22 protein-coding genes are annotated in these 26,091 nt (G+C 67.5%); 9 read left to right on the top strand and 13 right to left on the bottom strand.

Annotation, left to right across the window (positions count from 1 at the left end):
* Window positions 1–40 precede the first annotated feature (40 nt).
* The 12 genes from QRM96_RS11305 to QRM96_RS11250 all read right to left on the bottom strand — a co-directional run bounded on the left by QRM96_RS11305 (window position 41) and on the right by QRM96_RS11250 (window position 13,098).
* Window positions 41–874 (bottom strand): IclR family transcriptional regulator, encoded by an 834-nt coding sequence (locus QRM96_RS11305; RefSeq protein ID WP_285319745.1) that lies wholly within the window; start codon window positions 872–874, stop codon window positions 41–43.
* A gap of 61 nt (window positions 875–935) precedes the next feature.
* Entirely contained in the window at window positions 936–2,192 is a 1,257-nt protein-coding gene (locus QRM96_RS11300) for an aminopeptidase P family protein (protein WP_285319744.1), read from the bottom strand.
* A gap of 83 nt (window positions 2,193–2,275) precedes the next feature.
* Window positions 2,276–3,646 (bottom strand): MFS transporter, encoded by a 1,371-nt coding sequence (locus QRM96_RS11295; RefSeq protein WP_026264380.1) that lies wholly within the window; start codon window positions 3,644–3,646, stop codon window positions 2,276–2,278.
* Between the two features lie 270 nt (window positions 3,647–3,916).
* Window positions 3,917–4,237, bottom strand: coding sequence for a ferredoxin (fdxA, locus tag QRM96_RS11290; protein ID WP_133831768.1), 321 nt, complete (start codon window positions 4,235–4,237; stop codon window positions 3,917–3,919).
* Between the two features lie 4 nt (window positions 4,238–4,241).
* Entirely contained in the window at window positions 4,242–5,714 is a 1,473-nt protein-coding gene (locus QRM96_RS11285; RefSeq protein ID WP_285319743.1) for an aldehyde dehydrogenase family protein, read from the bottom strand.
* 22 nt (window positions 5,715–5,736) lie between these two features.
* On the bottom strand, window positions 5,737–6,537 hold the full coding sequence (locus QRM96_RS11280; protein ID WP_285319742.1) for an SDR family oxidoreductase: 801 nt from the start codon (window positions 6,535–6,537) through the stop codon (window positions 5,737–5,739).
* The gene (locus QRM96_RS11275) at window positions 6,537–7,490 is read right to left on the bottom strand and encodes a dihydrodipicolinate synthase family protein (protein ID WP_231369841.1); all 954 of its coding nucleotides are present in this window, start codon (window positions 7,488–7,490) and stop codon (window positions 6,537–6,539) included. The genes QRM96_RS11280 and QRM96_RS11275 overlap by 1 nt, the downstream gene beginning before the upstream one ends.
* A 13-nt stretch (window positions 7,491–7,503) precedes the next feature.
* Entirely contained in the window at window positions 7,504–8,337 is an 834-nt protein-coding gene (locus QRM96_RS11270) for an enoyl-CoA hydratase-related protein (protein WP_285319739.1), read from the bottom strand.
* Window positions 8,334–9,593, bottom strand: a complete 1,260-nt coding sequence (locus tag QRM96_RS11265; protein ID WP_133831770.1) for a CaiB/BaiF CoA transferase family protein — start codon at window positions 9,591–9,593, stop codon at window positions 8,334–8,336. Before QRM96_RS11265 ends, QRM96_RS11270 begins: the two co-directional genes overlap by 4 nt.
* Entirely contained in the window at window positions 9,590–10,987 is a 1,398-nt protein-coding gene (locus tag QRM96_RS11260; RefSeq protein ID WP_285319738.1) for an FAD-dependent oxidoreductase, read from the bottom strand. The genes QRM96_RS11265 and QRM96_RS11260 overlap by 4 nt, the downstream gene beginning before the upstream one ends.
* Before the next feature lie 11 nt (window positions 10,988–10,998).
* Entirely contained in the window at window positions 10,999–12,330 is a 1,332-nt protein-coding gene (locus QRM96_RS11255) for an MFS transporter (RefSeq protein WP_109045684.1), read from the bottom strand.
* 162 nt (window positions 12,331–12,492) lie between these two features.
* Complete coding sequence (locus QRM96_RS11250) at window positions 12,493–13,098, bottom strand: helix-turn-helix domain-containing protein (protein ID WP_018760963.1); 606 nt, start codon at window positions 13,096–13,098, stop codon at window positions 12,493–12,495.
* Between the two features lie 160 nt (window positions 13,099–13,258).
* Here QRM96_RS11250 and QRM96_RS11245 point away from each other — a divergent pair, with 160 nt between their 5' ends.
* From QRM96_RS11245 to QRM96_RS11205, 9 genes are all read left to right on the top strand, one after another.
* Window positions 13,259–13,723: an LpqB family beta-propeller domain-containing protein gene (locus QRM96_RS11245; RefSeq protein WP_018760962.1), complete on the top strand. Its 465-nt coding sequence runs from the start codon at window positions 13,259–13,261 to the stop codon at window positions 13,721–13,723.
* Window positions 13,660–15,480: a DUF5671 domain-containing protein gene (locus QRM96_RS11240; protein ID WP_285319736.1), complete on the top strand. Its 1,821-nt coding sequence runs from the start codon at window positions 13,660–13,662 to the stop codon at window positions 15,478–15,480. The genes QRM96_RS11245 and QRM96_RS11240 overlap by 64 nt, the downstream gene beginning before the upstream one ends.
* Before the next feature lie 107 nt (window positions 15,481–15,587).
* A complete protein-coding gene (locus tag QRM96_RS11235) occupies window positions 15,588–15,749 on the top strand; it encodes a hypothetical protein (protein ID WP_285319735.1) in 162 nt (53 codons plus the stop codon).
* Between the two features lie 276 nt (window positions 15,750–16,025).
* On the top strand, window positions 16,026–16,124 hold the full coding sequence (locus QRM96_RS11230) for a potassium-transporting ATPase subunit F (protein ID WP_018760959.1): 99 nt from the start codon (window positions 16,026–16,028) through the stop codon (window positions 16,122–16,124).
* A gap of 7 nt (window positions 16,125–16,131) precedes the next feature.
* Window positions 16,132–17,799: a potassium-transporting ATPase subunit KdpA gene (gene kdpA / locus QRM96_RS11225; protein ID WP_285319734.1), complete on the top strand. Its 1,668-nt coding sequence runs from the start codon at window positions 16,132–16,134 to the stop codon at window positions 17,797–17,799.
* On the top strand, window positions 17,796–19,931 hold the full coding sequence (kdpB, locus tag QRM96_RS11220; protein WP_285319732.1) for a potassium-transporting ATPase subunit KdpB: 2,136 nt from the start codon (window positions 17,796–17,798) through the stop codon (window positions 19,929–19,931). Before kdpA ends, kdpB begins: the two co-directional genes overlap by 4 nt.
* 8 nt (window positions 19,932–19,939) lie before the next feature.
* Window positions 19,940–20,551, top strand: coding sequence for a K(+)-transporting ATPase subunit C (gene kdpC / locus QRM96_RS11215; RefSeq protein ID WP_109045680.1), 612 nt, complete (start codon window positions 19,940–19,942; stop codon window positions 20,549–20,551).
* 30 nt (window positions 20,552–20,581) lie between these two features.
* Window positions 20,582–23,302 (top strand): DUF4118 domain-containing protein, encoded by a 2,721-nt coding sequence (locus QRM96_RS11210; protein WP_285319731.1) that lies wholly within the window; start codon window positions 20,582–20,584, stop codon window positions 23,300–23,302.
* Window positions 23,299–23,976, top strand: coding sequence for a response regulator (locus QRM96_RS11205; RefSeq protein WP_109045678.1), 678 nt, complete (start codon window positions 23,299–23,301; stop codon window positions 23,974–23,976). Before QRM96_RS11210 ends, QRM96_RS11205 begins: the two co-directional genes overlap by 4 nt.
* A 74-nt stretch (window positions 23,977–24,050) precedes the next feature.
* Here the strand turns inward: QRM96_RS11205 and QRM96_RS11200 are convergent, their stop codons facing one another.
* Complete coding sequence (locus tag QRM96_RS11200) at window positions 24,051–26,003, bottom strand: ATP-binding protein (RefSeq protein ID WP_285319730.1); 1,953 nt, start codon at window positions 26,001–26,003, stop codon at window positions 24,051–24,053.
* Window positions 26,004–26,091 lie beyond the last annotated feature (88 nt).

Raw genomic sequence — 26,091 nt, 5'->3', positions numbered from 1 at the left:
GCCGTCGGGCAGGAGGTGGCCCGCCTCAGCCTGCCGCGGCTTAGCTTGGCCGGCCGCCCAGACGGGTGGTCACCTTGGCGGCGGCAGCAACGCAGGCTTCAGCCAGCCTCTCGAATTGCTCTCTAGATACCCGGAAGCGCGGGGCCGGAATCAGGACGGCCGCTACCACGTCGCCACGATGGTCGCGGACCGGGGCCGCCACGCCCACTTCATCCATGGACGATTCACCGTAGTTGCCCGCCCAGCCCCGCCGCGCCACGTCCTGGAGCCGGGCCTCGTAAGCCGCCAGGCCGGCGTCGTCCATTCCGGGAAAGGTGATGGCTCCGCTCCGCAGCAATTCACGCACCCGCTCGGCCGGCAGCGTGGACAGGAACACCTGGACGGAAGCGCTCATGGCGTCCCGGTACCGGGCGCCCAGCGGCGTGGTGTGCTTGATCTGGTGGTGGCTGGCGATCTGCTCCACGCAAATGGCTTCGTCCCCGTTCCAGAGCATGAGCGCACTGGTTTCGCCGGTCTGCTCCGCCAGTTGCCGCAGCACGGGGTACGCAACGCGCCGTTCCTCCATCTCGGCCAGCAGCGGCCCGGCGACGGCGATCAGCCCCAGGCCCAGCCGGAACCGCTTGGTTTCCGGGTCCCGTTCCACCAGGTTCTCCTGCTCGAAGGTGGCCAGGATCCGGGAGACACTGCTTTTGTGCATGCCCACCCGGTTGGCGATTTCCGTAACCCCCAGCAAGGGTTCGTCCGCGGTAAAGGTGCGCAGGACGGCGATGGCATTGACGACGACGGAAGCGCCCTTGGCGTCCGTCCCGCCGTTGGTGCTGGTGCCTGTGCCGTTGCTGTCGGAAGTCGTTGCAGGAGTCATGGTGGACACCATCTTTCCTCATGGACGGCAGAAGCGGCGCCACGTGCATGGCGCCGCTTCGCTGTGGTGATGGTTAGGCCTGGACGATGTTGTGTTCCGGGCCGAAGGGGAACTTGGTGATGTTCTCCACCGTGTTGTCCTCGCCGATGACCAGGATGTCGTGCTCGCGGTAGCCGCCCGCGCCCGGCTGGCCGTCCGCCACCGTGATCATGGGTTCCATGGAGACCACCATTCCGGGTTCCAGGACGGTGTCGATGTCCTCGCGCAGCTCCAGGCCGGCCTCCCGGCCGTAGTAGTGGCTGAGGACGCCGAAGGAGTGTCCGTAGCCGAAGGTGCGGTTGGCCAGCAGGCCGTGGCTCATGTAGATCTCGTTGAGTTCGGCGGCGATGTCCTTGCAGACGGCGCCGGGCTTGATGAGTTCCAGGCCGCGGCTGTGCACCTCCACGTTGATGTTCCACAGCTCCAGGGACCGCTCGTCCGGCTGGCCCAGGAAGAGCGTGCGCTCCAGGGCCGTGTAGTAGCCGGAGGTCATGGGGAAGCAGTTCAGGGAGAGGATGTCGCCCTGCTGCAGCTTGCGGGTGGTGGCCCAGTTGTGGGCGCCGTCGGTGTTGATGCCGGACTGGAACCACACCCAGGTGTCGCGGACTTCGCGGTCGGGGAAGGTCCGGGCGATCTCGTGGACCATGGCTTCGGTGCCGATCAGGGCCACCTCGTACTCGGTGATGCCTTCGCGGATGGCGTTGCGGATGGCCTCGCCGCCGAGGTCGCCGATGCGGGCACCGTGCTTGATGACCTCGATTTCCTCCGCGGACTTGATCATGCGCTGGCGCATGGCGTCCTGGGAGACATCCAGGAGCGTGGCGCCGGGGAACGCTGCGGCGATCTTTTCGCGGGTCAGGCCCGCGAGGAAGTCGTCCTCGACGCCCAGCCGGGTGGCCTTGACGCCGCGCTGGCGCAGTGCCTCCTGGAGGCCGAAGTAGAAGTTGTCGCGTCGCCAGTCGGTGTAGACGATGTTCTCGCCGTAGGAGGTGCGCCATGGCATGCCAGCGTCGATGTTTGCGGTGACGGTGACCGAGTCGTCCGCGGTGACAACCAAGGCGTAGTTGCGGCCGAACGTGGTGTAGAGGAAGTCGGAGTAGTACTTGATGCCGTGGTAGCTGGTGAGGATGACCGCGTCCAGCTCCTTGGCGGCCATGATCTGGCGCAGGCCGCCGAGGCGGCGCTCGAACTCTGCGTCGGAGAACGTGAGCTTGCCCTTGGTGCCGTTGTGCAGGACCTTGAGGCGCTCGAGTTCGGCGATGGATGAGGCGTTGTCGGTGGTGATGGTCACGGGTGTGCCTTTCGATATTGCGGGCAGGTATTTGGCCGCACATGGGTGGGTAGGAAGGAAGAAAGTTCCGGGGCCCTGCAGGATCAGAGGTGCTTGAGCGGCTTGCGCGAGGTTTCGGCGGCGAACAGGACTGCGGCGAGGGACACGGCGGACGCGGCCACGAGGTACCAGCCGGGGGCCAGCTTGCTCTGGGTCAGGCCGATCAGCAGGGTGGCCATGAACGGCGCGGTCCCGCCGAAGATCGCGTTGGACAGGTTGAAGCTGACGGCGAAGCCGCTGTACCGGACCTTGGTGGGGAACAGTTCGGCCAGGAAGCTGGGCAGGGTGCCGTCGTTGAGGGTGAGCATGCCGCCCAGCAGGATCTGGACCAGGACGATCACCAGGAAGTTGCCGGTATCCAGCAGCATGAACGCCGGGACGGTGAGGAGCATGAACAGCACCGAGGCGGTGATCAGCATCCGCTTGCGGCCGAACCGGTCCGAGGCCATGCCGGTGAGGAAGATGAAGCCGATGTAGCTGGCCAGGGCGATGGTGGTGGCCAGGAACGATTCGGTGGGGCCGAAGCCCAGTTCCTCGGACAGGTAGGTGGGCATGTAGCTGAGGATGACGTAGAAGCCGACGGCGTTGAGCAGCACCGCTCCGCAGGCGATGAGCAGCTGCTTCCGGTAGGTCCGGAACATGTCCAGCGCCGGCGCCTTGGGGGCGGACTCTTCCTGCTCTGCCAGGGCGCGGAAGGCGGGAGTGTCCTCGAGCTTGGTGCGGATGTAGCGCCCGATCAGCCCCATGGGGGCGGCCAGGAGGAACGGCAACCGCCAGCCCCAGTCGTGCAGCTGCCCGGTGCTGAGTACCGAGCTGAGGAGGGCCGCGATCAGCGAGCCCAGGAGCAGGCCCGCAGCCGTGCTGGCGGGCACGACCGCAGCGTACAGGCCGCGGCGGTTGGCCGGCGCGTATTCCACCAGGAAGGCCGACGCCCCGGCGTATTCGCCCGCTGCCGAGAAGCCCTGGACGACCCTCACCAGCAGGAGCAGGACCGGGGCCAGCATGCCGATGGTTCCGTAGCCGGGAATGAGGGCGATGCAGAAGGTGGAGACGGACATGATGACGATCGAGAGGGACAGTGCCTTGCGCCTGCCCAGCTTGTCGCCGATGTGGCCCCAGAAGAAGCCGCCCAGGGGCCGGACGAAGAAGGAAATCGCGAACACCGCGAACGTGGCCAGCAGCGCAGTCTGGCGGTCGGCCTCAGGGAAGAAGACGGACGAAATGACGGCCGCGAGGTAGCCGTAGACGGCGTAGTCGAACCATTCGACGAAGTTGCCGATGAAACTGGCCGTGACCACCCGGCGTCGAACGTCCTTGCTTGCCACGGGGCTGCCGGCACCCTGGCCTGCCACGGCGGGGCCGTTGGCGTCAGCGGCAACGGCTCCTGCTCCGGAGGAGTTGGAATTGGTACTCATGGAACCACCATCAGAAAGTATGAGTTGCACTGCTTGCAACGTGGTTGTTTCAACATAGGTGGTGACGAGCGACACAGTCAAGAGGTTTTGTAGCTTTCTTCATGATTAAGTCCGGCCCATAACGCCTGGCGGGCAATCACGCCTTCGCTTCGCCCGCTCCGACTGCGGTTGCATACAGAGCAACATAGTTGTAACAAGCGCGAAATGTGGGCATTAACGCAGCAATGGCCGCCAAGCGAAGGCTTGGCGGCCATTGAAAGGGTTGGGTCCCTAGCGTGCCGGGACGGGCTCGGCAGCAACGACGGGATGGTCCCGATGCAAGTTTCCCAGTGCGGAGGCGCCCTGCGGCGAGCCCAGTTCATGGAAGAACTCCACGTTTGCGCGGACGTAGTCTGCCCATTCGTCCGGCACGTCCTCCGCATAGTAGATGGCCTCCACCGGGCAGACCGGATCGCACGCACCGCAGTCCACGCATTCGGACGGATGGATATAGAGTGACCGGTCGCCCTCGTAGATGCAGTCCACGGGGCACTCCTGGATGCACGCTTTGTCCTTCACATCCACGCACGGCTGGGCGATCACGTATGTCATGGGACTACACGCCCGTGTAGACGGTTTTACCCCAGGTAAAGAACTCCAGGGCGGACCTGCCCTGCTCGCGGAACGTGTTGGTGGAAGAATCCTTGACCCCGCCGAACGGCACGTTCAGGTCCAGCCCGGCGGTGGGTCGGTTGACCTTGATGACCCCTGCCTGGGCCCTGGCGGCGAAGTCGGTGGCCACGGCCAGGGAGTCCGTGCAGATGCCGGCGGTCAGGCCGTAGCGGGAATCGTTGATCCCTGCGAGGCCGGCCTCATAATCGGGGACCTCAAGGACCGCAACCACCGGGCCGAAGATCTCCTCCGTCACCGCAGGATCGTCGAAGTCAAGGCCGGTGAGCACGGCGGCAGGGAAGAACAGCGCCTCGGAGGAATCGCCGTCGTACTTTCCGTGCAGGAGCGTGGCGCCACGCTCAACGGCGCCGCGCACCGCCGCCTGGTCCTGCTCGAACTGCTGGGCGCTCACCACGGCCCCCATGGCGGATTCCAGGCCGTCTCCGGGGGTGTACTTTGCCGCCTCCGCCACCAGGGCGTCGAGGAATGCCGCCCGGATGCCGGGGGTGACGTACACCCTCGACGTGGCGGTGCAGGCCTGGCCGGTGAGGCCGAACGCGCCCGCCGCCACGACCTGTGCGGCCTTGGCAGGGTCCGCGTCATCCAGGACCAGGACGCCGTTCTTGCCGCCCATCTCCAGCTGGACGCGGGCACGCCGGCCGTTCAGGATCTCCTGCAGTCCCAGGCCCACGCTGGTTGACCCGGTGAAGGACATCCCGGCGATGCGCGGGTCGCGGGCCAGCGCATCACCCACCACCCGACCTTTGCCGTGCACCAGGTTGAACACGCCCGCCGGCAGTCCTGCGTCCTGCAGGGCACGGGCCAGGTGGGTGGCGGACAGCGGGGTGAGCTCGGCGGGCTTGAGCACCACTGCGTTGCCGCTGATCAGGGCAGGCGCCGTCTTCCAGGCCGGAATGGCGATGGGAAAGTTCCAGGGGGTGATCAACCCAACCACGCCCAGCGGTTCACGCCGGGTGGTGATGGTGGTGTCCGGCAGTCCGCTGGGCAGCACCTCTCCGGTGGCGGCCCAGCCCAGCGAGCCAAAGAAACGCAGCACGTCCGAGGCACGCTTCACCTCACCCTTGGCCTCGGCCAGGGTCTTGCCCTCCTCCCGGACCAGGTCCTCGGCGATCGCGGACTGCCGTTCGATCAGCAGGTTGCCTGCAGTGATCAGGATGGCCCCGCGGGAGGGTGCCGGCAGGGCGGCCCAGGCAGGCTGCGCTGCCGCGGCGGCGGTGATGGCGGCGTCAACATCCTCCGCGGTGCCGCTGGGCGAGAGTGCTGCCAGTTCGTCCGGGCGTGCGGGGTTGGTGCGGCGGGTTTCCGCGGTTCCCAGCCATTGCCCGTTGATGAGGTGCTGGGCGGTTTTGCTGCGATCCAGTGCGGTGGTGTTGGGGTCCAGGGCGGTGGAGGTCATGGCATTCCTTTGGAAGTTGGGGCTAGAGGCTGCGGATGAGGCCGCCGTCGCACCGCAGCGCCACACCGGTGATGTACGACGCCGGGGCGCTGCAGAGGAAGGCGGCGGCCGCACCGAATTCGGCGGGCTCGCCGTAACGGCGGGCGGGGATGGTTTTGCGGGATTCCAGCCGGATGTCCTCCAGCGTGGTGCCGCGGCGCTTTGCTGCTGCCTGGTCCAGCTCGGTGACGCGGTCCGTGGCGATCCTGCCGGGCAGGAGCAGGTTCACGGTGACCCCGTCCAGGGCTACCTCGGCGGCGAGCGTTTTGAGGTAGCCGGCAAGGGCTGCGCGGCCGGTATTGGAGACGGCCAGGTTGGGCAGCGGTGCTGCGACACCGCTGGAGCCAATGGCAAGGATCCGCCCCCACCGCCGTTCCCGCATGGCCGGAAGGGTGCGGGAGACCAGGGCATGGTGCGGCTTGACCAGGAGGTCGAACGCCGCGGCGACGTCCTCACTGCCCAGTGTTGCGGCGGCTCCGGGCCGGGGGCCGGGGCCGTTCAGGACCAGGATGTCGATCGGCCCCAGGCCGGCCTCGGCCTGCGTCACCGCGGCGTCAACGCCCTCGGCACCGGTGAGGTCAGCCTCGACGGCGATGGCCGCAAAGCCCGGCAGGCCACCGAACGCCTCCTGCAGCTCGTCCACGATCTCCTTGGCACGGACGCCGCGGCGGCCCACGATGGCCACCTTGGCGCCTTCCGCGGCGAGGGCGCGGGCCACGGCGAGTCCCAGGCCGCCCGTGGAGGCGGCCACCAGCGCCGTCTTGCCGGCAATTCCCAGGTCCATCAGTTCCTCCCCGCCGGGGCGAGCGCCCGGTTCAGGTCCAGGGCCATGGCGGCTTCGCGGAGATGGACCTCCATGGCATGCCGCAGGTTCTCGGGAAAGCCGGCCGCCGGGGCACGGACGCCCGGGTCCTTGATCCAGCCCCGCTCGCGCAGGCATTCCTTGCGGATGGCCAGGGCCACCTTGGCCTGCTGCTCGAAGTTGATCAGCGGCAGGTAGGGCACCAGTTGCCCGGCGGCCGCCGCATACCCCTGCTCCCGCCAGGCGCGGACGCAGGCAATCAAGGCCTCGGGGTAGGAGAACCCGGTCATGGCACCGGCGGCGCCTGCCAGGAGCTCGTCCAGCAGCCCCTGGCCGCCGAGTCCGCCGAATACCGAAACCCCGGTACCGGCGTGGAGCTCGGCGATGGCCACACTGGTGGGCGGCGCCTCAGCCTTGATGGCGATGACGCAGGGGCTTGCCGCGACCACATCAACCAGGGCGGCGGTGGAGATGGCGACGCCGCTGGCCAGCGGATAATCCTGCAGCACCACCTTGGCTCCGGTGGCGCGGTGGATGGCGTCCAGGTGGGCGCTGACCACCTCGGGCTTTGCCGAGTTGGCCTGCACCATCACAGCGGCCAGCCGCTGCCCGGCTATCTCCTGGGCGGCGCGGATTTCCTCGATGGCCGGCCTGGTGGCCAACGCTGTTACGCCCACCACCAGGGGCAGTTCCGTGCATTCGACGGCGATTTCGAGGACCTGGCGGCGTTCCTCCGGGGTCAGCGCGGCGGCCTCCCCGAAGACGCCCAGGACGGTCAGGCCCGTGGCGCCGATGGTTTCGTAGCGCTCCACGAGGTCCGAGAGGCTGTCCAGGTCCAGGTCCAGCGTGCTGCCCTGGAACGGTGTGGCAACGACGCCCCACACGCCCGGCGTCAATGACTCCCGCATCGGGTTCTCCCTTGGTTTGTTGTTCATCTGGCGGCTTTCCCTATCTGCCGGGCCACGCCGGTTTCCGCTTTTCCTGGAAGGCGCGGACGCCTTCGGCGGAGTCTTCGCTGTCCAGGGCTGCCATCAGGGCCGGCAGCCGCAGGCCGCGGGCTTCCTTGGCGGTGAGGTGCCCGGTCTGCGTGACCATCTGCTTCACGGCCCGGACCGAGGTGGGAGCGCAGGCCAGGACCTGGTCCACCCAGCGCTGCACGGCGGCGTCGAGCTCGTCCGCCGGGACCACCTCGTTGACCAGGCCCATGGCCTGCATTTCTGCCGCGTCAGCCTTCCGGCCGGTGAGCAGCAGGCCCATCGCCTGGGTGTAGGGAACGCGGCGCACCAGCTGGTGGATGCCGCCGTCGAGCGCCAACCGCCCGACTCGCGGCTCCGTCAAGCCGAACTTTGCGCTGTCCGATGCCACCACGATGTCCGCGCCCAGGACAATTTCCATGCCGCCGCCCAGTGCGTAGCCGTTCACCTTGGCAATCACGGGGATATCCAGCGTGGTCCGCAGGCTCAGGCCGCCGAAACCGTTGGGGTCCAAGCCGGCCCAGTATTCCAGGCCCGTCTTGTCCACGGCGGACGCGGACATGTCCGCACCCACGCAGAACGCCCGGGGGCCGGCGCCCGTGATGACCACTGCGCGGACGTCCGGATCAGCCTCAAGCTGCTCCCAGATGGCGTTGAGCCTGGCCTGGGCCGTGCCGTCCACGGCGTTGAGGACGTGCTGCCGGTCGATCACCACGGTGGCCACCTGGTCCTCGATGGCCAGGGTGACCTGGTCCACCGGAGCGGAGGCCTCCGCCGGTGCCTGGGGCTCCGCTGCAACCGCCGTCACCGGAGCACCCCGAGTTCCTGCAGCCGCTTGATGGTGGCTTCGTCGAAGCCGTTCTCCAGCAGCACTTCCACATTGTGTTCGCCCAGGCGGGGCGCCGCCCGGCGGACGCTCGGCGGGGTGGCGGAGAGCCGGATGGGAGCGTTCAGCATCTTCACCGTCCCCACTCCGGGGTGTTCGGCCTCCACGATCATGCCGTTGGCCTCGGTCTGGGCGTCGGCGAGCGCCTGTTCCAGAGTGTGGACGGGAGCGTTGAGCAGCCCCTGTTCCTCCAGCTTGCCGGTCCAGTACTCGGTGGTGTTGGCGGCGAAGTGTTCGCGGAAGATCGCCTGCAGCGCGGGCTTGTTCTTGAACTGCTGTTCCAGCGTTGCGAATCCAGGGCGTTCGGTGAGGTCCTCGTCCAGGCCCAGGGCATCGGAGATCCGTGCCAGCGGGTCCGGGGTGAAGCCGCCCACCATGCACACGGCGCCGTCGGTGGTTTCAAAGACGCCGCTCAGGGGCATGGCGCCCCAGTTGACCTCGTAACCGCGGTTGAGCTGCATGCACGCCTCCTGCATCTGCAGGTGCAGCATGGAGTCGTACATGGTCACCTCCACTTTTTGCCCGGTTCCGGTGGTTTCCCGGGTCCGCAGCGCCAGCAGGATGCCCTGCATCAAGTGCATGCCGGTGATGTAGTCGCACAGGGTGGTGGGGTAGATGGCCGGTTTCTGGTCCTCCGATTCCCGCCGCCACATCACGCCGGAGTACGCTTGCGCGATCGCGTCCTGGCCACCCTTGTGCGAATACGGTCCTACGGGGCCGAACCCGGTTCCGGAGGCCCAGATGATGCCGGGGTTGTCCGCCTTGAGCTCCTCGTAGCCGAAGCCCATCCGTTCCATGACCCCGGAGCGGAAGTTGCTGACCACCACGTCCGCGTCCGCCATGATGGCGTGCAGGACATTGCGGCCCTCCTCGGTGCGGGTGTCGATGGAGACGCTCCGCTTGTTCCGGTTGATGGACAGGAAGATCGGGTTGTCCTGGCCGTCCTTGTCCGGGAACGAGTTGCGGGAGATGTCACCGGCGCCGGGGCGTTCCACCTTGATGATGTCGGCGCCGTAGTCGCCCAGCAACTGGGTGCAGGAAGGGCCCATGAACACCTGGGTGAAGTCCACGATCTTGATGCCGTCCAGCGGAAGCGGGGTGGCCGGCCGCGCGCCCCCGGTGAGGGGCGAGGCAGCGGCGGGTGCCGTCGTCGGGCGTTCTGCCGTTGCCATGCTCATGCCGGCACCGCCGCGTCGGCATCGATGGTGGCGTTCGACGACGGGACGTCGCCGGGGTCCGCGCCGTGCCGGCGCATGCCCTGCTGGATGTCCGTTGCCGCGACGTCGCGGACCAGTACGCCGGACTGGACGGCGAGCGCTGCTGCGACGCCGACGGCCTGGCCCATGGCCATGCACGGCGGAATCTCGCGCGACATCTTCTGCGCCTCGGGGGTGGCGGAGTAGTGGCGGCCGGCCACCAGCAGCTGGTCCACTTCCTTGGGCAGCAGCGAGCGGTACGGGTAGTAGTAGTCCCGGCCGCGGGCCACGCTGTCCTGGAAATGCCGGCGGGAGGTGACGTCCTCCTTGGTCATGACGTATTCGCCTTGCAGCAGGCGGGTCTGGCGGACGCCCATCTGGGAGGCGACGTCCAGCATGTAGCACTTTTCGAATCCGGGGAGGTTGGCACGGACGTAGTCCACGGCTTCGGAGATCTTGTCGCGGGCGGCGAATTCGGCGGCGGTCATGTCCGCCGGGTCCACGCCGTCGTAGCCGGTCATGTGCGGGGCGTTGCACCAGACCACGCCTTCGATGGGGGTCTTGAGCCACCACAGTTCCCAGGCGCCGCCGAGGAGGCGCTTGATCTTGCGGTTGATGGCGCGGGCTTCCTTGGGGTTGGCCTGTTCGAAGGCCTCCGCGGCCGCGGTGTCCACGTTGCCCAGCCGGAACACCAGGGTGGTGAGGTAGTTGTCCTTGGCGTAGGCGGCGCCGGCGCGGGAGGCGACGTCAATGTCTCCGGTGGTGTCGATGACCACGTCCGCCGTGAAGGCCTGCGGGCCAAGCTTGGTTTCGCAGACCACGCCCTTGATCACGCCGTTGTCCACGATGGGGCGGGAGAACCAGGAGTGCAGCCGCAGGTCCACACCGGCTTCGCGGACCAGGTCGTTGGAGACGCGCTTCCAGCCGTCGGGGTCGAATGCGGCGGCATAGCAGATGGGCTTGGGGGTGGTGTGGGAGTGGAAGTCGAAGGTGCCGTAGCGGCCCCACTTGTTCCAGAGTTCCTCTGAGGTGCGGCGGTCTTCGGCCGGCGGGACGATGGCCAGGCCCAGTTTCTGGAGCCGCTCCACGTACTCGGAGACGATCCCGGTGACCGTGATGTCCTGGCCGTTGATCATGTCGTCCAGCACCAGCACCATGCCGCCGGAGGCGAGGCCGCCCAGTGAGGAGTAGCGCTCCAGGAGGGTGACCTTGGCCCCGGAGCGGGCCGCGGTGACGGCGGCGGCGACGCCGGCGGGACCACCGCCTACCACCAGGACGTCGGAGCGGGAGATCACCGGGGCGGTGAGGTCCGCGGTGGTGGTGGACAGTTCCAGGGACCCGGTTTTGGGCGCGGCAAAGGTAGGTGGGTTGTTCATGGGGGAAATCCTTACTTTCCGACGAAGATGCCGTTGGAGCGGCGGGCGGCGAGGTAGAAAACGATGCTGAGGACGGAGAGGGCGGCCACGTAGACCGGGAACACCCAGGTGAGGTTCAGGGACTGCAACCACACCAGGAGGTAGGAGGCGGTGCCGCCGAAGACGGCCACACCGATGCCATAGCCCAGGGCCACGCCGGTGCCGCGGATGTTCTTGGGCATCAGGGACGAGCTGACCACGTTGTAGAGGGTCATGTTGAGGACCAGCACGATCGAGCCGCCGAGCAGCACGGCCGCGAAACCGCCGATGCCGGGCTGGACGTACAGGAGCATCAGGAAGACGGAGGGAATGGCCAGGACCCGCGTCACCAGGAACCACCGGGACATGGACCGGCCGTCGGCGAGCTTGCCGATGATCCAGCTGCCCACCACCAGGATGGCGCCCAGGATGGTGGTGAGGGCGAAGACCGCGGTGGGATCTTCCTTGAAACCGCTGCGTGCTGCGCTGGGCAGGCCCACGTTCCAGGCGTAGTTGTAGGCCTGGGCAGCGCCCACCACGAACACGATTGCCAGGACGGAGAGCCAGTGCTTGCCGACTCCGGACCAGACGGACTTTGCCGTGGTGGCGGCCATTTCCTCGGCCTTCAGGGTTTCAGGCAGGGAACGGCGGAGGTAGAGCACCACGAAGCCGAACACGGCGCCGATGATGAACGGGACACGCCAGCCCCACTCCCCCATGGCCGCGCCGCCGATCACCAGGCTGCAGACGAAGCTGACCAGGGACGCGAGCAGGATGCCGATGTTGACGTAGAAGGACATGATGCCGGCCACGTAGCCTTCGCGGCCTTCCGGGGCGAGTTCCACCGCGTGGGAGGTGGAGAGCGGCGCCTCGATGCCGGTGGAGATGCCCTGCAGGATGCGACAGGCAACCAGGATGATGCCGGACCAGGCGCCGATGGTGGCGTAGCTGGGCGTGATGGCGATGACCAGGGTGGTGCCGGCCATCAGCATGATGGACAGCAGCATCACGCGGCGGCGGCCGATGCGGTCTGCCAGCGTACCGAGCAGGATGCCGCCCAGCGGCCGGAAGGCGAATCCGACGGCGAACACGGCCAGTGCGTTCAGGGTGGCCGAGAGCGGCTCGTCATTGGGAAAGAAGTTGGGGCCGATGAAGGCGGACAGGAGGCCGAAGACCATCCAGTCGTACCATTCCAGGGCGTTGCCCAGGCCAAGGCCCAGGAGTCCCTTGCGGACTTCGGGCGTGAACTTTTCGCGGTTGCGGGGGGATGAGATGGTGGAACGGGGTGACGGGACTGCGTTGTCCGTAGCTTGGATGTCGAGCATGGAAGTGTCCTTACGCTTGCGCCGGGAACGGCGCAGGAGGGTATGACGCAGCGGCGCCTGTTGGAGGAGGCGCATGCTGCGAAGGTGGCAAGGATTGTCCGGGGCCACGTGGGGGTCCGGGCAGTTAAGGGTGGACGTCGGCGCCGGCGGGGACCGGTATGCCTACCACTTGTGTGGTGCGTTCACCCAGATGGCTACGCATACCTCTTCGTAGCTGTTCTTGTACCAGTGCGGGGTCTCTGCCGGGTAGGTGATGGAGTCGCCCTCTTCCAGGCTGTAGCAGACGCCGTCCAAGTAGACGTCCTTGCGGCCCGAAATGATGTAGCAGAACTCTTCCCCGCTGTGGGTAAAAGGTGTCGCGCTGGTGTCGTGCCCTGGGGGCGTACTGATCCATTGCGCTTCGATGGTGCCGTCGCGGTCCGGGGTGAGCAGTTCATGGACTGCTTCGCCCACGGATTCGCGGGTGACGTTTTTCAGGTTGCGCCGTGCCGACCTGCGCACGACGGGGGATTTTGATTGTTCCTGGCCAATGAAGAACCTTCCCACGGGAATGTCGAGTCCATGGGCCAGCTGGGCAAGGGTCGTGAAGGACGGGTTGGCCATGCCGCGTTCGATCTGGCTGACGATCGCCTGGCTGAGTCCGGTGATGTCCGAGAGCTTGGCGAGGGTCATGCCCTTCTCCTTGCGCATGGCCCGCACCTTGTTTCCAACCGTGGCCAGCAGTTCGCTGGTGGCTGGAGGTGCGGTGGTGCTACTCTCGGTGGTCATCGATTGTCTTTCACTCGGTGAGCTAACTCACACAACTATAGTGAAGATTTCTGCCCAGTCAACGCTCTTTCTTAATTATGTTGAATATTGGCCCTGAACCCTCAAGGGAACGGGCCTAAAGGCACAGGTGAAAGCGGCTGCACGGATCCATACTCGTGCCATGGACGACGCAGCACGAAGACCGGACCGGATCCTCCTCGCGCTGGTGGGTGTGGTGGCCGTGCTGGTGGTGGTTGCGCTGGCAGTGGTGTTCACCCGCGGTGAGCCGGCCCCACTTGACCAGGCCAGCCCCGCCGGAGTGGTCCAGCGGTACAGCAGGGCCGTGATCGACGGCGACATACCCACCGCGGAAACCTTCCTCACGCCGGGTGCCCGGAGCAGGTGCTACGGCTCCTATTCCGGCGAACCCCGTCCGGCCCGCATCGTGTTGATTTCGACGACGGAGCGGACCGATTCGGCCACCGTACGGGTTTCGATCGTCCAGTCCCCCCGGGGCGGCCCGTTCGGTCCGTCCGAGTATGAAATGGAGGACGCCTTCTCGCTCCTGAAGGTGAATGGACAATGGATGATCGACCAGGCGCCGTATCCCCTGATGGCCTGCACGGCAGTTCCGGCGAAGCCGTGAGCACCCCGGCAGGAATCGTTGCCCCCGTCCCGGCCGGAGGCTTGGCAACCCTCCGCCGGCTGATCATGTACGGCCTGCTTTTTGCCGTGGTGGTCATTGCCGCCTCGGGCCTGGGCGGACTCCTCGAGCGGCTCTTCCGGACGGCAACCACTCTGGTTTCCGGTGATGTGGCCGGGCTTGCCCTCTCCCTCGCCTTCACCCTGATCGGCGGGCCGCTGGCCCTGCTGCTGTGGTGGCTCGTGTGGCGGCGCCTCGACGACGAAGCCGAGCGCACCGCCGCGGGCTGGGGCTTCTACCTGACCGGGATGTACGCCGTCTCGCTCATCATCGCCACCACCTCCCTGCTGGACCTCGCCTCCTCCTTCATCGGTGCGAGGGACAGCCAGTGGCCGTCCCCGCTGGCCAACGGACTGGTCTGGGCGGCCATCTGGGTGTGGCACCGGTGGATGTGGAAGCACCCCCGCAAGCCCTCGTCCCACCTCGAGGACGTGCGGGCCGTCGTCGGCTCCGTTTTTGGCTTGGTGCTGGGCGCCGGCGCGGCGATTGCGGCGTTGAGCGCGCTGCTGGACATTGCCATCCGCGGTTTCACGGCAGCAGCGTCCTTTGAACCCTGGTGGTTCGATGTCCTGCGTTCACTGCTGTGGGCGGCCGGCGGAGCACTGGTGTGGTGGTGGCACTGGTTCCACGAGGGCGGCCGGCGTTTCCGGACCGGCCTGGTGGACGTTGCCATCATCGCCGTCGGCATCTTCGTTGCCGGCATCACCGCCCTGGGTGGCCTGGGCGTGGCCGTGTTCGTCGTGCTGCGGCTGGCCTTTGACCGGACCGATCCCCTGACCGTCCTCCTGGAGCCGCTGGCCCCGGCCATCGCGGCTGCCGTCATCGGAGCCGTGATCTGGCGCTACCACCGCACGGCCTCCGTCCGGCGTTCCACCCCGACCCGGCGTGCCAGCCTCCTGGTGACATCCGCCGTTGCCCTGGCGGCAGCAGCCTCCGGGGTAGGCGTGGTGGTCAACGCACTGCTGGCTGCCGCCGTCTCGCCGCTGGCGGGCGGCGCCACCCGCACCCTGCTCCTTGGCGGCATCAGCTCGCTGGCAGTGGGCGGCCCGGTCTGGTGGCTGGCGTGGAAACCGCGGCACCAGCCCCGGACGGCGGACCAGATCCCGCCCGGGCGGCGCGTCTACCTGGTGGCGTTCTTCGGAGTCAGTGCCGTCGTTGCCCTGGTCACGCTGCTGGTGATCGGCTACCGGCTCTTCGAGTTCCTGCTCAGTGACATCACGGCCGGGAGCGTCCTGGACCGGATCCGCGCCCCCTTGGGCCTCCTGGTGGCGGCCGGGCTCGTGGCGGGATACCACTTTGCATTGTGGCGGCATGACCGGACACTGCTCGCCGCCGCGGCCCCGGCGGGCAAGCGGGTGATCGAGCACATCACCCTGGTTTGCGGCTATCCGCCGGGCACCGTAGACCCCGAGGCCCTGGCCCGCGGCATCGCTGCCGCCGTTGGCGGAGCCAAGGTGACCACCTGGCTGCGGACGGACGACGGCGGTCCCGGCCCCACGCCGTCGTCCGCACTTCCGCCCTCCCTGGAGGAGCTCACGGCGGAGGCGGCGGAAATGCTGGGCAGCGTGGCGGCACGGCACGTCCTGGTGCTTGCCGGCCCCGCCGGCAGGATGGAAATCATCCCGCTGGCGGGCGCCGATTCGCGGGCGCCGATAAGTGTGGAACCTCGGCGCAGGGCCGCCGTTCCGGGTTCCCAGTAGCGGAGATCCTCAAGATTTGCGCAGTTTATCCCGGCTGTGGACTAACCCTCTTCCCATGCCATTGGAGGGCTCCTAGGGTGTGCATACAGGCTTGTCGAGGGGGACGCGTGAAAAGCTCAGTTGAAGATCCTCAAGGCACCGCAAACCAGGATGCGCAGCAGGCGTCCGTGCCTGAGGTAGACGCAGATACTACCGTCCCCGAATGGTCATCCGACCTCCTCCTCACGCTGCACAGCCAGGTCCGGTTCACCCGCGCCGACTGGCCCTGAGCCCCTACGCCACCCCGCCTTCCTTCCGGGGCGTCCGCGCGCATTAAATCCGCGTTAAGATTCACGGCCCTGCCGTTAAGGATCCGTTAGGCCCGCCTTACATCGCCACAGCGGGCTATTCACTGGAACCAGGCCCCGCTTCCGGGGCAACAGTGAAAGGAACCTGATGGCCGACGTGGCTGTAATTGGAATCTTCGCGGCCTGCATGGGATTCGTCATGTGGATCGGTCACCTGCTGACCGCCGCGGCCCGCCAGGAGAAAGCGGAGGACTGGCAGTGAACGGGGACGCACTCATGTGGCTGATCCTGCTGCTGGCAGGGCTTGGCCTGTTCGGCTACCTGCTCGCCGCCCTGATCAAGCCCGGGAAGTGGTGAACGGCCGGTGGCCTTTAACGCTCCTTCCTTCCTCATCCAGGTGGCGGCCCTGGTGCTGGCCCTTGCCGCAGTCCACAAACCACTGGGCCTCTACCTCGCGCGCGTCTTCGACGGCACCGCTTCGAGCCGCCCGGAACGGCTGTTCTACCGGCTCGCCGGCGTGGACGCCGGCAGCGAACAGGCGTGGCCAACATACCTCCGCAGCGTCCTGGTGTTCTCCGCCGTCTCCATACTGGCGGTGTTCGCCCTCCAACGGGCACAAGGCCTGTTTCCCGGCAGCCCGGCGCTGCCCGGAGTGGACCCGTGGGTGGCCATGAATACCGCCATCTCATTCGTCACCAACACCAACTGGCAAACCTATGCACCCGAATCCACAATCGGCATTGCCGTCCAGATGCTCTTGCTCGCCGTCCAGAACTTCCTCTCGGCAGCCGTGGGCATCGTGGTGGCCGTCGCCCTCATCCGCGGCATAGCCCGAACCAGGACGGACAGGCTGGGGAACTTCTGGGTGGACCTGGCCAGGACGTCATTCCGGGTCCTGCTGCCACTGGCCACCCTCGCCGCCCTGGTGATGGTTCTCGGCGGTGTGGTGCAGAACTTCGCACCCACGGACGTCACCAACAGCGCCACCGGAGTCTCACAGGTTGTCCCGGGCGGCCCGGTGGCATCCCAGGAAGCCATCAAAGTCCTCGGTACCAACGGCGGCGGCTACTTCAACGCCAACTCGGCCCACCCGTTCGAAAACCCGAACGCGCTGGTCAGCATCTTCCAGGTGTTCCTGATCCTGCTGATTCCCTCGGCGCTGCCGTATGCCTTCGGCAGGATGGTGGGCGACCAGAAGCAGGGGCACACGATAGCCGGCGTCATGGCCACGCTGTGGCTGGCATCCACCGCGCTGACCGGCTGGGCAGTAGCCACCGCGCAGGGGACCGCGACGGCCGCCGCCGGCGGAATCGGCGAAGGGTTCGAGAGCCGCTTCGGCCCGGCGTCGAGCGCGATCTTCGCCGCCTCCACCACCCTCACCTCCACGGGCGCGGTGAATGTAGCCCACGATTCCTTGCCGCCCTTGGCCGGTGGCGTGGCAATGGTCAACATGATGCTCGGCGAAGTGGCGCCGGGCGGCACAGGGTCAGGGCTCTACGGGTTGCTCATCCTGTCCATCATTTCCGTGTTCATCGGCGGCCTCATGGTGGGCCGCACCCCCGAATACCTGGGCAAGAAGATCGGCCCCACCCAGATGAAGCTCGCGGCCCTGTACATCCTGGTGACACCGCTGCTGGTGCTCACCCTGGCCGGGATCACCGTCCTGCTCCCGGATGCCATGGCCAATGCTCCGGCCACGGGACCGCACCAGTTCAGCGAGGTCCTCTACGCCTTCACCTCCGGTGCCAACAACAACGGTTCAGCATTCGGCGGCATCACCACTTCCGGCCCCTATCTTTCGACGATGCTTGGCGCGGCCATGCTGCTGGGCCGGTTCCTGCCCATCGTCCTGGTTCTTGCCCTGGCAGGTTCCCTGGCCCGGCAGGCCCGGATTCCCGCATCCACCGGCACCGTCCCCACCCACGGCCCGCTGTTCGGCACACTGCTGCTGGGCGTGACGGTCATCCTGACCGCCCTGAGCTACTTCCCCGCACTCGCCCTGGGACCCCTCGCAGAAGGACTCCTGAAATGACCCGGTCCACCATGGACACCGCCCCCGGGGCGGAAACCCAAACCTTTGCCGACGGAAATCCGCTCGGCACCCCCGGCGCGCACAAGCACCACACCAAGGCACCCGCCAAACTCACGCCGGCCGTGGTTGCAGCGGCCCTGCCGCTCGCGGTCCGCAAGCTGGCCCCGGGGCAGATGATCCACTCGCCGGTCATGTTCACCGTGCTGGTGGGGGCCGCGCTCTGCACGGGTATCTCCGTGTTCCGGCCGTCCGTCTTCGGCATCACCGTCACCGCATGGCTCTGGCTCACGGTCCTGTTCGGAACCCTCTCCGAAGCCATCGCCGAGGGCCGCGGCAAGGCGCAGGCTGACAGCCTCCGCGCCGGCCGCAAGGGAGTCCAGGCCCGGCTGAGGCTGCCGGACGGAACCACCAAGGAAGTACCGGGCACGGAACTGCGCCTGAACGACGTGGTGGTGTGCGAGGCCGGTGATGTGATCCCCTCCGACGGCGAGATCATCGAAGGCCTGGCCAGCGTGGACGAATCCACCATCACCGGTGAATCCGCGCCGGTGATCAGGGAATCAGGCGGGGACCGTTCCTCGGTCACCGGCGGAACCCGCGTGCTCTCCGACCGGATCGTGGTCCGGATCACGGCCGAACCGGGCCAGACCTTCATCGACAGGATGATCCAGCTCGTCGAGGGCGCTGTCCGGCAGAAGACACCCAATGAGATCGCGCTGCACGTGCTGCTGGTGTCGCTGACCATCGTCTTCCTGGTCGTCACCATGACGCTGGCCCCGTTTGCCGCCCTCGCCGGCGCAGCGCCGTCGCCCATTGTCCTGGTGGCACTGCTGGTGTGCCTGATCCCCACCACCATCGGCGCGCTGGTTCCGGCCATCGGCATCGCGGGCATGGACCGGCTGGTCCAGCACAACGTCCTGGCCACGTCCGGGCGTGCCGTGGAGACGGCAGGTGACATCACGTCCTTGCTGCTGGACAAGACAGGAACCATCACGTTCGGCAACCGCCGTGCCGTCCACTTCCACCCGGCAGCGGGCGTGGACCGGGCCGAACTGATTGAAGCCGCGCGGCTCTCCAGCCTGGCGGACGAAACCCCGGAAGGCCGGTCCATTGTGGACCTCGCGGCCGAACACGGCGTGCTGGGCCCGGACCTGGCCGCCCTGGAATCGGGCGCAGAGCCGTTGGCGGTGGTCCCTTTTTCGGCCACGACGCGCATGAGCGGGCTGGACCTTGGCGGCCGGATGATCAGGAAGGGCGCGGCCTCCACCGTTGGCAGCTTCGCCGCCGATCTGGGCGCCCGCATGCCCGGGGAGGTGGAACGCCAGGTGCAGGATATTTCGTCGCAGGGTGGCACTCCCCTGCTGGTTGCCACGGCCGATGCCGCCGGCGCACGGGTCCTGGGGACCATCCATTTGGCGGACGTGGTGAAACCGGGCATGCAGGCCAGGTTCGCGGAGCTGCGCAAAATGGGGATCCGGACCGTGATGGTCACCGGCGACAATCCGGTCACCGCCAAGGCGATCGCCGCCGAGGCCGGGGTGGACGACTATCTGGCCGAGGCCACCCCGGAGGACAAGCTGGCGGTGATCAAGAAGGAACAGGCCGCGGGCCGCCTGGTGGCGATGACCGGGGATGGCACCAACGATGCCCCTGCGCTGGCGGCGGCGGACGTGGGCGTGGCCATGAACTCCGGCACGCCTGCAGCCAAGGAAGCCGCGAATATGGTGGACCTCGATTCGGACCCCACCAAGCTGATCAACATCGTGGGGATCGGAAAGCAACTGCTGATCACCCGCGGCGCGCTCACCACGTTCTCGGTGGCCAACGACGTCGCCAAGTACTTCGCGATCGTCCCGGCGCTGTTCACGGCGACGTTCCCCGGGCTTGGGCTGCTGAATATCATGGGCCTGGCAACGCCGTCCTCAGCCATCCTGTCGGCCGTGATCTTCAACGCGCTGATCATCATCGCCCTGGTACCGCTCGCGTTGCGCGGGGTCAAGTACCGCGCTATCTCGGCCGGCCAGGCCCTGGGCCGGAACCTGTTGGTGTACGGACTCGGCGGCCTTATTGCCCCGTTCATCGGCATCAAAATCATCGACCTCCTCATCTCCCTCATCCCCGGCATCGGCTAGGAATCCCCATGAATGCGCTCACCGGTTATCTCCGACAGTCGGGAACGGCCATCCGTTTCCTGTTCCTCGCCACCGTGGTGCTTGGCCTCGCCTACCCGGCCGCCGTCTTTGGCGTCGGGCAGCTGGTTGCCCCGTACCAGGCGAATGGCTCCATCCTCCGCGACGGTGCCGGCGCGCCCGCGGCATCGGCGCTGATCGCCCAGGTGAAGGACGACGACGGCACGCAGGACCCCGCCTGGTTCCACGCCCGTCCCTCCGCCGTCGGCTGGGACCCGGCGTCGTCGTCGGCCTCCAACCTGGGCCCCAACGACGCCAAGCTGACCGATGCCGTCAACGCCAACCGTGCCGCCGTGGCGGAGGCCGAGGGCGTGCAGCCGTCCGACGTCCCCGCGGACGCCGTCACCGCCAGCGGGTCGGGGCTGGATCCCGGCATCTCCCCCGAGTACGCCCGGCTCCAGGTACCGCGGGTTGCCGCCGCCCACCAGTTGGGCACCGAGGCGGTCCAGGCCTTGGTGGACAAGAACACCAGCAGTGGCCTTGCAGCGTTCCTGGGCCAGCCCACCGTCAACGTCACGGCGCTCAACCTCGACGTGGCGGCGGCCGGATCGCCGCGGTCCTGAGCGGCGTTGCCGGAGTGGAAGAATAACGGCATGGCACGTGGAACGCTGCGGATCTTCCTCGGGGCGGCGCCCGGGGTCGGCAAGACCTACGAGATGCTCGAGGAGGCCCACCGGCTGGCCAACCGGGGCGAGGACGTGGTTATCGCGTTCGCCCTTGACCACGGCCGGGCCGAAACCCGCGCCCTCATGGCAGGCCTGGAAACCATCCCGCCCCGGCGGCTGCCCTACCGCGGCACCGAGTTCGAGGAAATGGACCTGGACGGGGTCCTGCACCGCGCCCCGGCCACTGCGGTGGTGGACGAATATGCCCACTCAAATGTTCCGGGAAGCCGGCACGGTAAACGCTGGGAGGACGTTGACGAGCTCCTCAACGCGGGCATCAACGTCCTCTCCACCGTCAACATCCAGCACCTGGCCTCGCTGGGCGACGTGGTGGGCACCATCACGGAGGTCAGGCAGGCCGAGACGGTGCCCGACGAGGTGGTGCGCCGCGCAGACCAGATCCACCTGGTGGACATCTCCCCCGAACTGCTGCGCCAGCGCCTGGGTGAAGGAAAGATCTACGCCCCTGACAAGGTGGACGCCGCCCTGGCCAACTATTTCCGGCTGGGAAACCTGACCGCGTTGCGGGAACTGGCCCTGTTGTGGCTGGCGGACAGGGTTGATGAGGGCCTGGCCCGGTACCGGGCGGACAACGACATCCAGGCGACCTGGCCGGCGCGGGAGCGGGTGGTGATTGGCCTGACCGGCGGACCGGAGGGCGAGATCCTGATCCGGCGCGGGGCCAGGATTCTTAACCGGGTCAACGGCGGGGATCTGCTGGCGGTCCATGTCCGTGCGGCGGACGGGGTGGTCCATGAGTCCCCGCAGTCCCTGGAAGCCCAGCGCCGCTTAATCGAGGACCTGGGCGGCAGTTACCACATTGTGGCCGGTGAGGATCCGGCCGCGGCCCTGCTCGATTTTGCGCGCAGCGTCAACGCCACACAGATCGTGGTGGGCATTTCACGGCGGGGCAAGTTCGCGGGCACGGTGGGCGGCCTGTTGGGCGGGGGCATCGGCACGCGGGTGGTCCGCGATTCCGGCGACATCGACGTGCACATGGTGTCCCATCCCCTGGGCGGCCGGGGAGCCGGTCCACGGCGAGAACGGGACCTGGGCCGAGTCCGCGTCACGGTGGGCTTCATCCTCGCCGCGGTGCTGCCGGTGGTCCTGCAGCTCCTGCTGGCATTGGACCCGGACCCCGGTGTGTCCACCGCCATCCTGGTGCAGCTGACCGGATCGGTCACGGTGGCCCTGGTGGGCGGTCTGTGGCCGGCGGTGCTCGCCGCCCTGTGGAGCAGCCTGCTGGTCAACTACTTCTCGACGCCTCCCGTGGGCACCCTGACCATCAGCGATCCCCACAATTTCTTCTCCCTGCTGGTCTTCGTCGGGGTTTCCGCCGCCGTCGCCGTGGTGGTGGACCTCTCCGCGCGGCGCTCCAAGGAGGCCTCACGCGCCCGCGCCGAGGCCACCACGCTCTCCGACCTCACCCGCGGCGCCGTCCGGTCCGAGGATGGCGTGAAGGACCTGCTCCAGCAGGCCCTCGACGTCTTCAGCGTCCGCGGGGCAGCTTTGTACGGCAGCGGCCCGGACGGCAATGAGCGGACGACGGCGGGCTGGCGGCTGGTTGCCGGCGCCGGCGAGGTGCCAGGACCGGGCGAGACCGGAATCCCGGATTTTGGCAGCGGGAATGCTGGCACCCGAGGTTCCGGCGCAGGGAATTCCGGGGCCGCGGATTTTGGCACCGAAACGACGGAGAACATCGATCCCGCCACACGGCTGGTGTTGTTCGGCCGTGCGCTTCCCGCGGGAGACCGGCGCCTGCTGGCGGCGTTCGGCGTCCACCTTGCCGCCCAGCTGGAGCGGCAGCAACTGGCGGACAGCCGCCGTGAAGTGTTGCGCCTGGCCGAGGGCAACACCATGCGCACGTCCATCCTCCGCGCGGTTTCCCACGACCTCCGCACTCCCCTGGCCGGCATCAAGCTTTCGGTGGGCATGCTGTTGCAGAAGGACCGGCACTACGCCCCGGAGCAGGAGCACGAGCTGTTGCAGACCATTGATGAATGTTCGGACCGGCTGGACCTGCTGGTGGGGAACCTGCTGGATATGTCCCGGCTCAGCTCCCCCGGGGCCGAGCCACTCCTGCGGCCCGTGCGCTGGTCCGAGGTCATCCCCAGCGCCCTCCGGTCCGTCCCCGCGGGCAGGGTTCGGGTGGAACTGCCGCCGAATATGCCTGAGATCGAGGCGGACCCCGGGATGCTGGAGCGGGTGATCGCCAATGTGGTGGAGAACGCGGTCAAGTATGCGCCGGGTTCCGATATTGCCGTGGTGGGCGGCGCCGGCGGCCTGAGCAACACAACGCTGAAGGGGCAGCCGGCCGGAGAGATCAGTATCATCGACCACGGCCAAGGCGTTCCGGCAGAGAGAGTGGTGGAGATGTTCCGTCCGTTCCAGCGGCTGGATGACATTCCGCAGACCACCGGCGTGGGCCTGGGCCTGGCCGTGGCCAAGGGATTTACCGAGGCGATGGGCGGCACGCTGACCGCGGAGGAGACCCCGGGTGGAGGACTGACCATGGTGATCAGGCTGCCGCTTTCCACCGGCTTTCCCGACGACGGACCCCGCGGACAGGCGCCCGTGGTGCCCCAGTCGTTCCTGGCCCGGCGGATCCACCAGGCCCCCTTCCAGGCATCAACGGCGGATCAGCAGTGACGGGCGTCCTGGTAGTGGATGATGACCCGCACCTGCTGCGGATCCTGAAGCTTGCCCTCGAAACCAGCGGCTATGCGGTCACCACTGCCGTTGACGGGAGGTCAGCGCTGCTGGCCGCCACCCAGAATCCGTTGGCCCTGGTGATCCTGGACCTTGGGCTGCCGGACATCGACGGCGTCACCGTGATCAAGGAACTGCGGGAATGGAGCCGTGTCCCGGTCCTGGTGCTCTCGGCCCGGCATACCTCGGAGGACAAGGTTGAAGCCCTGGATGCCGGCGCCGACGACTACCTGACCAAGCCGTTCGGACCGGACGAACTGCTGGCCCGGCTGCGGGCGCTGCTGCGCCGGTCCGCGGACCTGCAGGCACCGGAACCGGTGGTGGTCACGGAGAACTTCACGGTGGACCTGGCCAAGCACCGGGTGAGCCGGGAGGGAGCGGATGTCCGGCTGACGCCCATCGAGTGGAAGATCCTGGAGATCCTGGTGCGGAATCCGGAAAAGTTGATCACCCACCGGCAGCTCCTGACCGATGTGTGGGGCCCGGCCTATGCCAAGGACTCAAACTACCTGCGCGTCTTTATGGCCCAGCTGCGCCGCAAACTCGAGCCGGACACCGGAAACCCCCGCCACCTGCTGACCGAGGCGGGCATCGGCTACCGGTTCCAGCCCTGAAGCGCCGCTGGGGGGTGCCACCCGACCTACGCGGTGCCACCCGACCTACGCGGTGTCACCCCAGCAACGTAGTGTCACCCCAGGAACGTCCGGTGGACCTCACTGCCGTAGCGGCCGATGATGCTGCGCTTGGCTTTCCGGAAGGCGTCAAGGTCGCCGGCGTGGCCGTTCTGCTCCACCCGGCGCCGCGCCAGTTCCTCCGCGATCACGTCGAGGAACAACTCGGCCAGCAACAGCCGGGCGGAGTCACGGAACCGGCCGCGGCCATCGACGTACAGCTGCACGGTGGGCGCGGCGGTGTTGATGATGACTTTGCGCTCCGCCTCGCTGTAAACGGCCCGGTCGGTGGTGTTGTGGAGGTTGCGGAAGTCGTAGCCGGTGAAGAGGTCAACGCCATGGTCCCGGCCGGGACGGTGGGCCTGGTGGCGCGCGCCCGGCGGGGTGCCGTAACCGGGGACTGCAGGGTGCGGCGGCTGGTCCGCGCTTCGACGTGAGGCGTGTTCGGCGATGACGATTTCGCTGAGCGCCCAGTAGTCCCCGGCACGCACGGTGATTTCCCCTTGGTCTCCGGGCCGGTCCCCGGTAGCCGTCCATTCAAGCCGGGTTGTGTCCTGCACACCGGAAACGGGAAGGGACACCGGGACCGGGACCAGGCGGATCGATTGCGGCAGGTCCACATCGAATTCCAGGGTCCCGCCGGCGGGGAGCTGGCCGGGATCCAGCAGCAGGGCCACATGGAACGGATGCCCCGGCGGGCGGTAGTAGAACGGCGTGGTGAACCCCAGCGCCGCGGACGCCGGCTCCCCGGTTCCCGGAGTTCCGGCGTCGCGGACTGGTCCGGTGTCCAGGCCCAGGTCCAGGACGGCGGCAGCGCTCATGTGCTGCAGCAGGCGTTCGATCATTTCGGCAGTGCGTCCGGAGGTGGTGGCGCGTTCCAGGTGGGTGAGTTTTTCCTTCTCTGCCTGCACGGCCCCGGCGATCATCCGGCTCACGGCGGCGGAGAAGGCGGCAACGAACGGATCTTTGGGGTTCAGCCCCTCGCGTTCGTCGCTGATGATTGCTTTGCCCCGGCCCAGCATTTCGGTCAGCGACGGGCACCTGACAGTGCCAAAAAGGTACTCCGTGCCTACCTGGTTTTCGTAGTCGAACATCTGGCAGTCCAGGACGGCCATACCGGATTCCACCACCAGGCCGGCGGTGCGCTCGTCGCCCTTCATGGCCAGTTCAACGCCGTTGGCCCGCTTGAGCGTGACGGTGAAGGCATAATCCACGCTGTCAACGGTGAAGGTTCCGGGACGGTCCGGGCCGATGAGCGTGGCGGCCGGGGGTTCTTCGAAGCGGATGGCGTCCCTGCTGTAGCCGTCGGTGCCCGCAGTCCCGCGCACCAGTTCCACGTTGCGGCGGCCCAGCACGTCGCGCAGGTAGATGTTGTCCGCGAGCAGCTGCAGCAGGGTCGCCTGCTGCGTGATCGTGGCACGGGGATTGTCGACGACGATGGTCACCTTGGTGCCGTTCCGTACGTCGGCAGGGATCCCGCCGTCGTCTATTCCCAGCCGGGCGTAATCCGCAGGGAAGGCCTCGCGGTCGGCGCCGTCGTCGTCGTAGAGGTAGCCGCCGTTTTCGCCCCGGAAGACGTCGATGCGGGTGAACCTGCCGCCCTGGATGGTTTCGATCCAGCCGTGGCCCAGTCCGAAGATGGCCTGTTTCAGTCCGCGCCCGAAGTACCCGCGACCGGCGCCCTCGCCGCGGGCCAGGGGGCTGTGTGCGCCGCCGTAGCTAAGGATCCGGCCGGCCTGCTCGAAGGACATTCCTTCCGCCTGGTCGCTGACCGTCAGGACCGCGCCGGCGTGGTGGCGCTCATAGCCCACCACGATCCTGCCGGTGACCTGGCCGCCGGCCTTTTCCAGGCGCGCGTAGCTGTCGTCGCTGTTGGTGATCAGCTCCACCAGCGCCTTCTCCACCGAGGCGAACCGCCGGGAGTCGATTCCGATCACGCGCTGGTCCACCTGGATTTCCGCGACGGCCATGCTGGATACCCCGCTTACACGTGAATCTGCTGGTGGCTGGTGGCCGCCTGAAGGCTCATCGACGGGCCAACTACGTGGAGCGTAGCAG

The sequence above is a fragment of the Pseudarthrobacter sp. lyk4-40-TYG-27 genome (genome assembly GCF_030209295.1).
Taxonomy (GTDB): Bacteria; Actinomycetota; Actinomycetes; order Actinomycetales; family Micrococcaceae; genus Arthrobacter.
This window is presented reverse-complemented; position numbering and strand designations above follow the sequence as displayed.

What these genes read in the sequence shown, in the direction of transcription:
- QRM96_RS11245 (WP_018760962.1), top strand. Translation starts at nt 13,259, where the DNA reads ATGGACGACGCAGCACGAAGACCGGACCGGATCCTCCTCGCGCTGGTG.
- QRM96_RS11265 (WP_133831770.1), bottom strand. Translation starts at nt 9,593, where the DNA reads ATGAGCATGGCAACGGCAGAACGCCCGACGACGGCACCCGCCGCTGCC.
- QRM96_RS11275 (WP_231369841.1), bottom strand. Translation starts at nt 7,490, where the DNA reads ATGAACAACAAACCAAGGGAGAACCCGATGCGGGAGTCATTGACGCCG.
- QRM96_RS11260 (WP_285319738.1), bottom strand. Translation starts at nt 10,987, where the DNA reads ATGAACAACCCACCTACCTTTGCCGCGCCCAAAACCGGGTCCCTGGAA.
- QRM96_RS11210 (WP_285319731.1), top strand. Translation starts at nt 20,582, where the DNA reads ATGGCACGTGGAACGCTGCGGATCTTCCTCGGGGCGGCGCCCGGGGTC.
- QRM96_RS11250 (WP_018760963.1), bottom strand. Translation starts at nt 13,098, where the DNA reads ATGACCACCGAGAGTAGCACCACCGCACCTCCAGCCACCAGCGAACTG.
- QRM96_RS11200 (WP_285319730.1), bottom strand. Translation starts at nt 26,003, where the DNA reads ATGGCCGTCGCGGAAATCCAGGTGGACCAGCGCGTGATCGGAATCGAC.
- QRM96_RS11280 (WP_285319742.1), bottom strand. Translation starts at nt 6,537, where the DNA reads ATGGACCTGGGAATTGCCGGCAAGACGGCGCTGGTGGCCGCCTCCACG.
- kdpB (WP_285319732.1), top strand. Translation starts at nt 17,796, where the DNA reads ATGACCCGGTCCACCATGGACACCGCCCCCGGGGCGGAAACCCAAACC.
- QRM96_RS11285 (WP_285319743.1), bottom strand. Translation starts at nt 5,714, where the DNA reads ATGACCTCCACCGCCCTGGACCCCAACACCACCGCACTGGATCGCAGC.
- QRM96_RS11295 (WP_026264380.1), bottom strand. Translation starts at nt 3,646, where the DNA reads ATGAGTACCAATTCCAACTCCTCCGGAGCAGGAGCCGTTGCCGCTGAC.
- QRM96_RS11240 (WP_285319736.1), top strand. Translation starts at nt 13,660, where the DNA reads ATGGATGATCGACCAGGCGCCGTATCCCCTGATGGCCTGCACGGCAGT.
- QRM96_RS11255 (WP_109045684.1), bottom strand. Translation starts at nt 12,330, where the DNA reads ATGCTCGACATCCAAGCTACGGACAACGCAGTCCCGTCACCCCGTTCC.
- kdpC (WP_109045680.1), top strand. Translation starts at nt 19,940, where the DNA reads ATGAATGCGCTCACCGGTTATCTCCGACAGTCGGGAACGGCCATCCGT.
- QRM96_RS11305 (WP_285319745.1), bottom strand. Translation starts at nt 874, where the DNA reads ATGGTGTCCACCATGACTCCTGCAACGACTTCCGACAGCAACGGCACA.
- fdxA (WP_133831768.1), bottom strand. Translation starts at nt 4,237, where the DNA reads ATGACATACGTGATCGCCCAGCCGTGCGTGGATGTGAAGGACAAAGCG.